This is a genomic window from Prevotella aurantiaca, assembly GCF_015262605.1.
GTDB lineage: Bacteria > Bacteroidota > Bacteroidia > Bacteroidales > Bacteroidaceae > Prevotella > Prevotella aurantiaca.
Map to the genome: position 1 here is coordinate 22,373 of NZ_JABZSJ010000023.1, position 13,203 is coordinate 35,575.

10 protein-coding genes are annotated in these 13,203 nt (G+C 38.3%); 8 read left to right on the forward strand and 2 right to left on the reverse strand.

The annotated features are described in order from the left end of the window. The first annotated feature begins 41 nt into the window (after positions 1 to 41). The 3 genes from HXN26_RS05545 to HXN26_RS05555 all read left to right on the forward strand — a co-directional run bounded on the left by HXN26_RS05545 (position 42) and on the right by HXN26_RS05555 (position 3,301). Positions 42 to 383: a hypothetical protein gene (locus tag HXN26_RS05545; protein WP_273159415.1), complete on the forward strand. Its 342-nt coding sequence runs from the start codon at positions 42 to 44 to the stop codon at positions 381 to 383. Between the two features lie 143 nt (positions 384 to 526). Continuing rightward, a complete protein-coding gene (locus HXN26_RS05550; RefSeq protein ID WP_273159417.1) occupies positions 527 to 2,608 on the forward strand; it encodes a YgiQ family radical SAM protein in 2,082 nt (693 codons plus the stop codon). 48 nt (positions 2,609 to 2,656) lie between these two features. Then, positions 2,657 to 3,301: an HAD family hydrolase gene (locus HXN26_RS05555; RefSeq protein ID WP_273159419.1), complete on the forward strand. Its 645-nt coding sequence runs from the start codon at positions 2,657 to 2,659 to the stop codon at positions 3,299 to 3,301. A 122-nt stretch (positions 3,302 to 3,423) separates the two neighbouring features. Here the strand turns inward: HXN26_RS05555 and HXN26_RS05560 are convergent, their stop codons facing one another. Beyond that, complete coding sequence (locus tag HXN26_RS05560) at positions 3,424 to 4,041, reverse strand: TetR/AcrR family transcriptional regulator (protein WP_273159421.1); 618 nt, start codon at positions 4,039 to 4,041, stop codon at positions 3,424 to 3,426. Positions 4,042 to 4,177: 136 nt separating this feature from the next. Here HXN26_RS05560 and HXN26_RS05565 point away from each other — a divergent pair, with 136 nt between their 5' ends. After that, a complete protein-coding gene (locus tag HXN26_RS05565) occupies positions 4,178 to 6,466 on the forward strand; it encodes an NADP-dependent malic enzyme (protein WP_273159423.1) in 2,289 nt (762 codons plus the stop codon). Positions 6,467 to 6,893: 427 nt separating this feature from the next. On the opposite strand, the gene HXN26_RS05570 is transcribed toward HXN26_RS05565, so the two are convergent. Further along, on the reverse strand, positions 6,894 to 7,595 hold the full coding sequence (locus HXN26_RS05570) for an HAD family hydrolase (protein WP_273159426.1): 702 nt from the start codon (positions 7,593 to 7,595) through the stop codon (positions 6,894 to 6,896). 119 nt (positions 7,596 to 7,714) lie between these two features. Between HXN26_RS05570 and HXN26_RS05575 the strand changes: the two genes are divergently transcribed. From HXN26_RS05575 to ahpF, 4 genes are all read left to right on the forward strand, one after another. Beyond that, positions 7,715 to 8,641 (forward strand): hydrogen peroxide-inducible genes activator, encoded by a 927-nt coding sequence (locus tag HXN26_RS05575; RefSeq protein ID WP_273159427.1) that lies wholly within the window; start codon positions 7,715 to 7,717, stop codon positions 8,639 to 8,641. A gap of 337 nt (positions 8,642 to 8,978) precedes the next feature. Further along, entirely contained in the window at positions 8,979 to 10,286 is a 1,308-nt protein-coding gene (eno, locus tag HXN26_RS05580; RefSeq protein ID WP_273159429.1) for a phosphopyruvate hydratase, read from the forward strand. A 335-nt stretch (positions 10,287 to 10,621) separates the two neighbouring features. Then, the gene (gene ahpC / locus HXN26_RS05585; RefSeq protein ID WP_025001074.1) at positions 10,622 to 11,188 is read left to right on the forward strand and encodes an alkyl hydroperoxide reductase subunit C; all 567 of its coding nucleotides are present in this window, start codon (positions 10,622 to 10,624) and stop codon (positions 11,186 to 11,188) included. Positions 11,189 to 11,382: 194 nt separating this feature from the next. After that, entirely contained in the window at positions 11,383 to 12,942 is a 1,560-nt protein-coding gene (gene ahpF / locus HXN26_RS05590) for an alkyl hydroperoxide reductase subunit F (protein ID WP_273159433.1), read from the forward strand. The last annotated feature ends 261 nt before the right edge of the window (positions 12,943 to 13,203 follow it).

Here is a 13,203-nt window from a genome sequence, read left to right on the forward strand (position 1 = left end):
GCAGAATACCGAAGTTAAACTTAAAATTAAAACAATGGATTATGCATAAAATTCAAGCAAACGCATCTGGAACAAGGAATATAGAGGTTAGCAATGAGCATCTTGCTACCCTACACAAGTACTCGTTGTTATCCAACCTCATAGATTCAAATGGGATAGTAGACGAACTTGTACTTGACAAACTAAAATTAAACGTGCGCAGTTTGTTGGAATCAGAAGCAGCTAAAGACAAAAAACTGCTCGACCTATGCTTAGATGTTATTTATAATCAGAATATGAAAGCGTTCGGATTAAAGAACCTAATGGTCCTTTACAAACATTATTGCAAAGAAAAGAAGTCAGAAGAACAACTTGAAGAAGGAATAATAGAAGGAAATAAATAATAGGTATTTCCAACTCGCATTCTAGGTGTTTAGAAAAATATGACGTCATATTTTTTATTTAGTCCTATCGTCATTGAAATATCGCATATTTTATATTGCGATTTCCCTAGGACAAACGGAAATTTAAATAGAGGTAATACAATTTGAGTAATAATAAACCAACAAGAAGGCAAGATAAGGCGGCACAAACCAAAAACACAAAATCTCCACAAAAGAAATCAACTAACGGAGAGAAAAAAAATAAAGAACACGAAGCTCGAGCGACGACCTCACGCTTTATGCTCACCGATTTTTTGCCCACTACAAAGAAAGAGGTAGAACTGAGAAAATGGGATGAATTAGATATTATTCTATTTTCTGCAGACGCATATATCGACCATCCTGCCTTTGGCGCAGCCGTCATTGGGCGCACTTTAGAAGCAACTGGCTATCGGGTTGCTATAGTACCGCAACCCGATTGGCATGGTGATTTAAGAGATTTCAAGAAGTTAGGGCGACCACGCCTTTACTTCGGCATTTCCGCTGGCGCTATGGATTCGATGGTAAACAAGTACACAGCTAATAAACGTTTACGTTCTGAAGATGCTTATTCTCCCGACGGACGACACGACCTACGTCCCGAATATCCCTCTATCGTATATTCTAAAATTCTTCGACAACTTTATCCTGACGTTCCAATTGTACTAGGAGGGATCGAAGCTTCATTGCGCCGACTCACCCATTATGACTATTGGAAAGATAGTGTTTGCAAAAGTATATTATGTGATTCAGGAGCTGACATAGTTATTTATGGTATGGGCGAAAAGCAAACCATAAGTATTGCGCAAGAATTACAAAGTGGCAGGAAAATTAAAGATATAAAGGAAACACCACAAATAGCCTATCTATGCAAAAAGGCAGATATACCAGATGGCATAAAGGCAGACGACATTGTACTTCACTCGCACGAAGAATGCTTACATAATAAGAAGTTCCAATCAGATAACTTCAGACACATAGAAGAAGAATCTAACAAGAAACATGCTCAACGTATTCTGCAAGAAGTAGACGGACAATACATTGTTGTAAATCCTCCCTACCCTACAATGAGTACAGCAGAGGTTGATGCAACTTATGATTTGCCTTACACACGAGAGCCTCATCCAAAATATAAGGGCAAGGTAATACCTGCTTACGAGATGATTAAGTTCAGTGTGAACATTCATCGAGGTTGCTTTGGAGGCTGTTCATTCTGCACAATATCTGCTCATCAAGGCAAATTTATTGCAAGTCGTTCGAAAGAAAGTATCATAAAAGAAGTAAAGCAAGTAATACAGATGCCTGATTTCAAAGGCTATCTATCTGATTTGGGTGGTCCCTCTGCTAATATGTATGGCATGGCGGGGAAGAACCAAAAGGCATGTGAACATTGCAAACGCCCCAGTTGCATACACCCAGAGATTTGTCCAAACCTAAGTACAGACCATTCTAGACTGCTTGAAATCTATAGAGCAGTAGATGCTTTACCTGGCATAAAGAAGAGTTTTATTGGTTCCGGAGTACGCTATGACTTGCTTTTACACGAGAGTAAAGATGAGAAAACCAACCAAGCGGCACATGAATATACACGTGAATTGATTAAAAATCATGTGAGTGGACGTTTAAAAATAGCACCAGAGCATACATCAGACCGAGTTTTACATCTTATGCGTAAACCTTCGTTCAAGCAGTTTTATCAATTCAAGCGCATCTTTGATAGGATAAATAAGGAAGAGAATCTGCGTCAACAGATTATTCCTTACTTTATCTCATCTCACCCAGGATGCAAAGAAGAAGACATGGCAGAACTTGCGGTAATTACAAAAGAGCTTGACTTTCACTTGGAACAGGTGCAAGACTTTACGCCTACACCTATGACAGTTTCCACAGAAGCTTGGTATTCGGGCTACGACCCATACACATTGGAGCCAATATTCTCTGCTAAGACACCTCGCGAGAAGTTAGCACAACGCCAATTCTTTTTTTGGTACAAGCCAGAAGAACGAAAAAACATAGAGCGTGAGCTGAAACGAATAGGTAGAAGCGACCTTATAGTAAAGCTATACGATAATAAACCCTTCCACGGGAAAGTTAATTACGACCCTAAAGCCATAGGAAGTAGTCCTGATGACGATAAAAGAAATAGACGAAAGAGGTCATATAATCAAAAAGAAAATTGGAATAAGAGCAAGAAAAACAGAAGATAAACCATTTGTTTCTGTACAAAAAGAAATGCTACAATATACATAAATACGATGAAAGAATTTGAAACGTATGTTTTCGACTTAGACGGTACACTCCTCGAAACATTAAAAGACTTAGCTACAAGTACCAATCATGCTTTGCGAACACACAATATGCCGGAACATTCCATTGAAGATGTTAGAATGTTCGTGGGCAATGGTGTAAAAAAACTAATGGAAAGAGCGATTCCAAATGGTCTAGACAATCCACTGTTTGAAGAAGTCTACGCTACATTCCGTCAACATTATCTTGAACACAACCTAGATACCACAAAACCATACGATGGCATCCCAGAACTACTTGCTGAACTAAAGGCACGCGGAAAAAATCTTGCTATCGTTAGCAACAAGTTTTATGCTGCTACGCAAGAACTTGCACGACATTTCTTTCCCGATACTATCCAAGTGGCTATTGGTGAAAGAGAGAATATTAAAAAGAAGCCTGCACCCGACACTGTGCTAGAAGCCTTACGCCAATTAGGAGCATCAAGAGAAACAGCAGTGTATATAGGCGACAGCGATGTAGACATAATGACTGCAAAAAACTGCAATATCCCTTGCGCTAGTGTGCTATGGGGATTCCGAGATAAGGAGTTTTTAACCCAACATGGTGCTACTTTTTTTGTAGAAAAGCCAAGTCAGTTACTTCCTGATTAAATTATAATTTTCTTTTTATGAGGCAATAAAAAAGCAGCCTTACAGCTTCTTTCATATTTATATTTCATAGGAACGTCTACATTATAAGAACGTTCCTGTTTTATTATTCCAATTATATAACACTAAAAACCTTTCATTTCTTCATCGAGCAACTTTATGCCTTTATCGGTACATATACCTCTTATATACAGTAAAACAAAAGTTCTAAATATCTCTTTTATACTATATTTATGGTAAAGATAAGTATTCATGATGAAGTGCCCCGAAGCATCAGCAAGCGCATTAAATATTCCAACGTTTACATCAGGCAAGAAACAGCCTTCTTTAATACCACGTTCTATAAACGCATATACTTGTTCTCCATCGTGTCTTCGTTTATTCTTGATGTAGTTCATTAACTTTGGATACTTCTCAAGGTCCTCTAAGAAAACTGGATTAATCTTGCTAAGTTCTTCCGTATGCAACTTAAACATGTGTATTACAATGTTAATGACATTGGTTCCTGGTTTATCAAACTTTTCAACTCGTTCTAATTTACGCTTATCGTTGAGTACAACAACCTCGTAAAGTAAGTCTTCTTTAATTTGATAAATCTCGTAAAGCGTTCTCTTTGAAATCTTTAAATGCGTAGCAATATCATCCATTTTAACCTTACGAATGCCATGTTGGAAAAACATAGTAGTAGCTAACTGGAGTATTTTAGCCTTTACTTCTTTCTTATATTCGTTTTCAATGACCATTGGCGAGGAACTTTTATTTATTGGCAAAATTACAAAAATAATATTATTGCCACAATCCTTTTATTGTTTTTATTTATTATCTTTGCATTTGTACATTGTTTAAACAATGATTAAAAGTTAGTTTTAAACGCTTATTATGGTAAAGATAACAAAAGAGGCGGCGCTAAAATATCACGAGAATGGCCGCCCAGGAAAGATAGAAGTAACTCCCACAAAAGCTTATAGTACACAAACAGACTTGAGTCTTGCTTATTCGCCTGGCGTTGCATACCCATGTTTAGAGATTCAGGAAAACCCAGACAACGTTTATAAGTACACAGATAAGGGTAATCTTGTAGCTGTTATAACAAACGGAACAGCTGTTCTCGGTCTGGGAAACATTGGTGCGATGAGCGGTAAGCCTGTGATGGAAGGTAAAGGATTGCTCTTTAAGATTTATGGTGGCATTGATGTTTTCGATATAGAGATTGACGAATCCGACCCAGATAAGTTCTGTGAAGCAGTTGAAAAGATAGCTCCAACATTTGGTGGTATCAATCTAGAAGATATAAAGGCTCCAGAATGTTTTGCAATTGAAGAACGATTGAAGCGCACATTGGATATTCCTGTGATGCACGACGACCAACATGGAACGGCCATTATATCTGCTGCAGGTCTTAAAAATGCGCTTGAAGTAGCAAGAAAAGACATTACAAAGGTCCGACTAGTGGTTAATGGCGCTGGCGCCGCAGCCATTTCGTGCACGAAGCTATATATGGCTTTAGGCTTAAAGAGGGAAAACATACTGATGTTAGACTCTCGTGGTGTCATTACAAACGACCGTCCAAATCTCACAGAGCAAAAGAAACTCTTTGCAACCGACCGCAAAGATGTGCACACATTAGAGGAAGCTATGGAGGGGGCAGATGTTTTTGTAGGACTCTCAAAGGGCAATATCCTTTCAAAAGAGATGATTCAGTCAATGAACAACAACCCCATCGTGTTCGCATTGGCAAATCCTGTTCCAGAAATCTCGTACGAAGACGCAATAGCAGCACGCCCTGATGTAATTATGTCTACTGGTCGTTCCGACTATCCAAACCAAATTAACAATGTTATAGGTTTTCCTTACATCTTCCGTGGTGCCCTCGACGTACATGCAAAAGCTATCAATGAGGAGATGAAACTTGCTGCTGTGCATGCCATTGCAGCCCTAGCAAAGCAGCCTGTACCAGATATTGTAAACGAAGTTTACCATGTAAACGACCTAACATTCGGACCAAAGTATTTTATTCCTAAGCCTGTAGACCCACGATTGATAACGGTTGTAAGCGCAGCAGTAGCAAAGGCTGCTATGGATAGTGGTGTTGCAAGAAAACAAATAAAAGACTTTGAAGTTTACAAAGACAATCTGATGCAATTGCTTGGACAGGAAACAAAATTCACCCGCTACCTTCATGCAACAGCTGCACGGCATCCACAGCGTGTAGTATTTGCAGAAGGAGTACATCAAAATATGCTAAAAGCTGCTGTACAGGCCAAGCAGGAAGGTATTTGTCAACCTATATTATTGGGGCATCCCGATCGTATTAAACGAGTAGCTAACCGTCTGAAGCTTGATTTAACAGGCATTGAACTCATTGATATGCGTGCTGATAAAGAGCAGAGACGCAGAGCTACATACGCAAAACACCTCGCCGAAAAGCGTGCACGTGAGGGTTACACCTTCGATGAGGCTTACGACAAAATGTACGAACGCAACTATTTCGGTATGTCAATGGTTGAAAACGGCGACGCTGATGCTATGATAACTGGTTTATACACTAAATATAGTGATACCATTAAGATTGCAAAAGATGTGATTGGCATTCGTCCTGAATACAAACACTTCGGTACAATGCACATTTTAAATACCAAACGAGGTATTTACTACATTGCCGACACATTGATAAATCGTAATCCTAACACTGAGGCACTTATAGACATAACACGTCTTGCGCATCACTCTGTGAAGTTCTTTAATGACAAACCTATTATGGCAATGGTATCATTCTCAAACTTTGGTAGCGATGAGGGAGGCTCGCCACAGCAGGTTCGAGAAGCAGTAGCTATGACGCAAGATAATCACCCAGACTGGTTGATTGATGGAGAGATGCAAATAAACTTTGCTTTAGATAAGAAGTTACGCGATGAAAAATATCCTTTCACTCGCTTAAAAGGCAAAGATGTGAATACACTTATATTCCCAAACCTTGCTTCTGCTAATAGTGCATACAAGCTACTGCAAGGTTTTAGCCCAGAAACAGAGGTGATTGGACCTATTCAAATGGGATTAAATAAGTCTATTCACTTTACTGATTTTGAATGTTCTGTACGCGATATTGTAAACATCACAGCCGTTGCATCAATTGATGCCTATATTGAGAAGATTAAAAACAAACGATAATTAGGTTAGAAAACCACATTATTATAATATAAACGCCACCTTACATACGTATGTAAGGTGGCGTTTATATACAGCTGGTTATGTAAAAAGCTTAGCAGTAGAAGCAGATATATAAAACTGAAAATATGCTATTTCAATTAGAAAAAAAATGCTTTTATTTCTTACGTCATGACTTGAAATAGTACTAAAATAGTGTAAAGATTTATTCAAACAAATTGAACCACGTAATTACCTTGTATCCAACGCTTTACAAAAGAGTCTATTTTGCATTGTAATAGTGCCTGTTTTGCAAGGTAAAACAGGCACTATTACAATGCAAAACAAGCACAATTACAAAGCGATAATACTATTATCGTTTTTTACGTGAACTATTTTTACAAAATAAAACCAAGTATAGTCAAAATCTTTTCTCTATTAAATGACGTATTTAAAGATACTGCACGATGTCTTTTATATTGTCTACAGTAACGAGATGATCGTGTTCGTACTCTTCAGCATGTTCGTGTTGCCACAACATTTTAGAAGGAATATAGATAGCATAGCCACCTAACTCTAAGACAGGTGCTATATCTGAACGAAATGAATTGCCCACCATAACCAATTCTTGGATAGAGCAACCAAAACGTTTACAAAGCATTTCATACTCCTTTTGCGTCTTATCCGATACTACAAGAATGGCATCAAAGAAGGTTTCCAGGCCAGATCGCTTTAGCTTATTCTCTTGATCTAACAGCTCTCCCTTTGTAAAGACCACCATTTTATAGTCTTTTCGTGCGTTCCTTAGTGTGTCTAACACACTTCGTACACCCGCTAGAGGAATGGCAGGCATATTCAACAAGCTTTTACTAAAATCTAAAATACGCCCTATTTTATCAGCTGGCAGCTTGCCATTGCTCATCGACACCGCATTCTCAATAAGAGAAAGCACGAAGGCTTTGCACCCATAACCCAATAAAGGCATATTTTTCGTTTCGGTTTTGAATAGCGCAGCAGAAACTTCTTCGGGGCTTCCGTAATCGCTCAAGATACTTTGATACTTCTTTTCAGCCGCTACGAAGTGCGATTGGCAGTCCCACAAGGTATCGTCAGCATCGAAAGCAAGCAGTTTTATTTTGTCTTTTACAATCATTTCGCAAAAATAATAAATAAAAAACGAAAAACCTTCTACATTTGTTATTTACTTGAAAGGTCGTTAAAAAAAATATAGTATCTTTGTAATTCTAAAAGAATAAATCTCGTTCGACGTATATGACACTTCAACAATTAGAATATGTTATGGCTGTTTACCGATGCAAACATTTTGCAAAGGCAGCTGATTACTGCAACGTTACGCAACCTACGCTAAGTTCTATGATTCAGAAATTAGAAGAGGAACTGGGCGTAAAAATATTCGTTAGAAGCAAACAACCTATTAAACCGACTGCCGAAGGCATGCTCATAATTGAACGGGCTTGGAAAATTCTAGTCCGTGCGAAACAACTAAAAGAGGTTGTTCAAGAAGAGAAAAAATCGCTTTCAGGTAGTTTTCACGTTGCTGTACTACCCACAATAGCCCCTTACCTTATCCCACGATTCCTTCCACAGCTGATGAACGAGTACCCCGAACTGGATATTCGCGTTACGGAAATGAAGACGGAGGATATACACAAGGCACTAAAACATGGTGATATAGATGCTGGAATAGTTGCACAGGTGGAAGGACAGGAGGATTTTGACAGCCAACATCTTTACTTTGAGAAGTTCTTCGTTTATGTATCGAAAGATGATGCCCTTTTCAACAACAAGGCTATTCGTACTATTGATTTAACTGGTGAATACCTTTGGCTTCTTGACGAAGGTCATTGCTTTCGCGAACAACTCGTAAAGTTCTGTCATCTTAAGTCAGCTGCAAAAAGCAAAAAGGCTTATAATCTTGGTAGTATCGAGACTTTTATGCGTATTGTAGAAAGCGGAAAAGGAGTAACTTTCATACCAGAGCTTGCACTTAAACAGCTTACTGAAGTACAAAAAGAACTAGTACGCTCATTCGCCCACCCTATTCCAACACGCAATATCATATTGCTCACACAGAAGAACTTCCTTCGTACTTCGTTGCGACAACTAGTTATAGAGAAGATTTGCGCATCTGTCCCTGCAGAGATGCTCCAAATAAACAAAATGCAACAGGCATTATAAGGGTACATCTAAAACCTTCTTCTTGCATTTTGAGCCCCTTAAAAGCCTTGAAATTGTTCAGTGCAGATAGCAATATAAGCAATAAACGGAGAACAAAGACAACAACCAAGTTATTTTGTGTGAAATGTTTGCCACTCTCATTTCTTTTTTATAATTTTGAAGTCGAAAACGTAATAAGACATCAAGTTTTGTCTATAAAAATGTGAGACGACAGCCCTACGTGAAGGATAACATTTTGTTTTCTATTTAAGAAAGCTATTCTGTTACCTTTTCAACAACTATATATGCAAAAGAAAATAAGAACATTTTTTAATAATACATTTACAAAGGTAAAATTATGAAGATTGAAAAAGTACACGCTCGTGAGATTATCGATTCACGTGGCAATCCTACTGTTGAAGTTGAAGTAACACTCGAAAATGGTGTAATGGGTCGCGCAAGCGTACCATCTGGTGCTTCTACCGGTGAAAACGAAGCTCTTGAACTTCGCGATGGCGACAAAGGTCGTTTCGCTGGTAAGGGCGTTTTAAAGGCAGTAGAGAACGTAAATAATGTTATTGCACCTGCATTAAAAGGCTTCTGCGTAACAGAACAACGTGCAATCGACTATAAGATGTTGGAACTCGATGGTACTCCTACAAAGAGTAAGTTGGGCGCTAACGCTATTCTCGGCGTTTCTTTGGCAGTAGCTCAGACTGCAGCTAAGGCGTTGAATATGCCTTTATACCGCTACATCGGTGGTTCTAACGCTTACACATTGCCTGTTCCAATGATGAATATCATCAATGGTGGTGCGCACTCTGATGCTCCTATCGCATTCCAAGAGTTCATGATACGTCCTGTTGGTGCTGCAAACATTCGCGAAGCATTGCGTATGGGTGCTGAAATCTTCCATACTTTGGCAAAGAACTTGAAGAAGCGTGGCCTCTCAACAGCAGTTGGAGACGAAGGTGGTTTCGCTCCTAAATTCGAAGGTATCAAGGACGCTCTCGATTCTATTATGCAGGCTATTAAGGACGCAGGCTATGAACCTGGCAAGGATATTAAGATTGCTATGGACTGCGCTGCTTCTGAATTTGCAACACAAGAGAATGGCAAATGGTTCTACGATTATAGCCAACTTAAGAATGGTATGCCTAAAGATCCTAATGGCAAGAAGCTTACAGCTGATGAACAAATTGCTTATTTGGAAGAACTCATTACCGAATATCCTATCGATTCTATCGAAGATGGACTTGACGAAAACGACTGGGAAAACTGGGTTAAGCTTACAGCTAAGATTGGAGATCGTTGCCAATTGGTAGGTGATGACTTGTTTGTTACTAACGTCAAGTTCCTCGAAAAGGGAATTAAGATGGGTGCAGCGAACTCTATTCTTATCAAGGTTAATCAGATTGGCTCGTTGACTGAAACTCTCGAAGCAATTGATATGGCTCACCGTGCTGGTTATACTTCAGTAACTTCACACCGTTCTGGTGAAACAGAAGATACAACAATTGCTGACATTGCAGTTGCAACAAACTCTGGACAAATTAAGACTGGTTCTATGTCTCGTACTGATCGTATGGCCAAGTACAACCAGCTTATCCGCATCGAAGAGGAACTTTGCTGCACAGCAAGATACGGCTACAAGAAGATTAAGTAATATCTTCTTCGAAAAAATAAATAAGGAGATGGACTATTTGTCCATCTCCTTGTTTTTTTTAATGATGGTATTTACAAGACATACGAACACTTATACTAAAAAATAGAACTCCCAACTTTTTCTAACACTTATAAAACACTAATAGCTAAGTATTTAAAAGACTATATAGATATTTTCAATTAGCCAATAGAAAATATCTGTTGTGCACTATTATATATATGTTTACCTTTGCAACATCAAGTTAAGATAAAAGATTTTAAAGATTAAAATAATAATAACATTCAATTAGCTAATGGTACAAAACTGAAAGCTATCGAAAACAAAACAACAGAAATATGGAAACAATTATCAATGCAGCAGCTCCTGAATTCAAGGTTCAGGCATTCCAAAATGGTGAGTTCAAAACAGTTTCAAGCGAAGATATCAAAGGCAAGTGGGCTATCTTCTTCTTCTATCCAGCTGACTTTACATTTGTTTGTCCTACAGAACTTGTAGACCTCGCAGACAAATATGAAGAATTGAAGGGTATGGGTGTTGAAGTTTTCTCAGTAAGCTGTGATACTCATTTCGTACACAAAGCATGGGCAGATGCTTCAGATAGCATCAAGAAGATTAAGTATACCATGCTAGCAGACCCTCTCGGTGTATTAGCAAAGGGCTTCGGTGTTTACATTGAAGAAGAAGGTATGGCTTATCGTGGTACATTCCTCGTAAACCCAGAGGGCAAGATTAAGTTAGCTGAAATGCAGGATAATTCTATCGGCCGTAACGCTGACGAACTTGTTCGTAAAGTTAAAGCTGCACAATTTGTAGCTTCTCACCCAGGAGAAGTTTGCCCTGCAAAATGGAACGAAGGTGCTGAGACCTTAAAACCAAGCATTGATCTCGTTGGTAAGATCTAAGTAAAGAGCGGATAGAAAAGGTTTCTTTACTATACAAAACATTATGGATAGTCTCTCACTCTCCTATTAGTCTTTCTCCTAAAGGACAAAAAGGCATAATAGGAAAGTAAGAGACTTTTTAGTAAACAGCCGAAAAGGCAAAGATAATTGCATTCCAAAACAAATAAAAAAAGATTAATTAAAAAAGCAAGAATATGTTAGATAAAAATATATTGGATCAAGTAAAAGGTGTATTTGCATCATTGAAATCGCAGATAACCTTTGTTGCTACAAGCCAAAAAGATGATGGAAAGAAAGGCGAGTTGCAAGAATTTCTCAATGATATAGCTTCAACATCAGATAAATTGTCGGTTAGTTTCACTGAAAAAGAAGAAGCTCAGCTCAGTTTTAAACTACTTAAAGATGGCAACGAGACGGGCATAATGTTCCGTGGTATACCTAACGGACATGAATTTACATCGCTTCTTTTGGCTGTTATCAATACAGACGGACAAGGTAAAAACTTTCCCGATGAAGCTATACAGCGCAGAATAAAATCCCTAAAGGGTAAAATTGAACTTAAAACATATGTTTCTCTTACATGTACAAACTGCCCTGATGTTGTTCAAGCACTTAATCTCATGTCGCTTATCAATCCTAACATCAAGCATGAAATGGTAGATGGCGGTATTTATCAGAAAGAAGTAAGCGACTTAAATATACAAGGGGTACCAGCTGTATACTGCAACAATGAGTCATTACATATCGGGCGTGGTGATCTTGGCATTCTTTTGCAAGAGTTAGAAGACATGGTAGGTAGTGAAGCACTTGAAAACGAAGAGTCAATAGAGCGCGAATACGATTTGATTGTCTTAGGTGGAGGTCCTGCAGGAGCATCAGCTGCCATCTATTCTGCCCGTAAAGGTTTGAAAGTAGGATTAATAGCTGAACGAATTGGAGGACAAGTAAATGACACTACAGGCATTCAAAATCTTATCTCTGTGCCAAACACAAACGGAACACAGCTTGCTGCTGATTTGAAAGCGCATCTTTCAGATTACCCAATTGACCTTTTTGAACATAGAAAGGTTGCTAATGTAAGTCTAGTAGATAAGATTAAGAGCGTCAAAGTTAAGGGTGGTGAGATTTTTAAAGCCCCAGCAGTAATTATTGCAACTGGTGCGAACTGGCGCAGACTCAACGTTGGTGACGAAGCAAAATATATTGGACATGGTGTACACTTCTGTCAACATTGCGACGGACCATTCTATAAAGGTAAAAATGTTGCTGTTATTGGTGGTGGTAATTCGGGTTTAGAAGCAGCTATCGACCTTGCAGGTATTTGCAACAAGGTTACAGTATTTGAGTTTGGAGATACTCTTCGTGCTGATATCGTACTTCAGGAAAAAGCTAAACAAATTGAAAACATGAGTATTTACACCAATGCACAAACCACAAATGTAAAGGGTGATGGTACAAAATTGACAGCACTTACAGTTAAAAATCGTATAACTGAAGAAGAAAAAGACTACGAATTTGATGGAGTTTTCGTTCAAATTGGCCTAGCAGCAAATAGTGATGCTTTCAAAGAAGTTTTAGAGCTGACACCACGCAACGAGATAAAGGTAGATGAATTCTGCCGTACTAACATTCAAGGTGTCTATGCTGCAGGTGATGTTTCTAATGTTCCGTATAAGCAAATCATTGTTGCTATGGGTGAAGGAGCAAAGGCAGCCTTATCAGCATTCGATGACCGCTTACGTGGAATTATATAAGAAAAGCTTGAAATAAAGTTATATTCAAAGGAAAAGATAAACTTGGGGAGAGTATTTGATATACTCTCCCTTTATTTTTTCTATATAATAAGTTTTTCTTACTAAGTTATTATTACCTTCAAATGGTATATTTTTGCTACTTTAGTTTAAATTTCTATCAAAATAAAAATAGTCTCAAAATTTACTTTGAGACTATTTTCAATCAATATGTACACCCTTAGGGACTCGAACCCTAGACCCACTGATTAAGAGTCAGTTGCT

What these genes read in the sequence shown, in the direction of transcription:
- eno (WP_273159429.1), top strand. Translation starts at nt 8,979, where the DNA reads ATGAAGATTGAAAAAGTACACGCTCGTGAGATTATCGATTCACGTGGC.
- HXN26_RS05565 (WP_273159423.1), top strand. Translation starts at nt 4,178, where the DNA reads ATGGTAAAGATAACAAAAGAGGCGGCGCTAAAATATCACGAGAATGGC.
- HXN26_RS05555 (WP_273159419.1), top strand. Translation starts at nt 2,657, where the DNA reads ATGAAAGAATTTGAAACGTATGTTTTCGACTTAGACGGTACACTCCTC.
- HXN26_RS05560 (WP_273159421.1), bottom strand. Translation starts at nt 4,041, where the DNA reads ATGGTCATTGAAAACGAATATAAGAAAGAAGTAAAGGCTAAAATACTC.
- HXN26_RS05570 (WP_273159426.1), bottom strand. Translation starts at nt 7,595, where the DNA reads ATGATTGTAAAAGACAAAATAAAACTGCTTGCTTTCGATGCTGACGAT.
- ahpC (WP_025001074.1), top strand. Translation starts at nt 10,622, where the DNA reads ATGGAAACAATTATCAATGCAGCAGCTCCTGAATTCAAGGTTCAGGCA.
- HXN26_RS05575 (WP_273159427.1), top strand. Translation starts at nt 7,715, where the DNA reads ATGACACTTCAACAATTAGAATATGTTATGGCTGTTTACCGATGCAAA.
- HXN26_RS05545 (WP_273159415.1), top strand. Translation starts at nt 42, where the DNA reads ATGCATAAAATTCAAGCAAACGCATCTGGAACAAGGAATATAGAGGTT.
- ahpF (WP_273159433.1), top strand. Translation starts at nt 11,383, where the DNA reads ATGTTAGATAAAAATATATTGGATCAAGTAAAAGGTGTATTTGCATCA.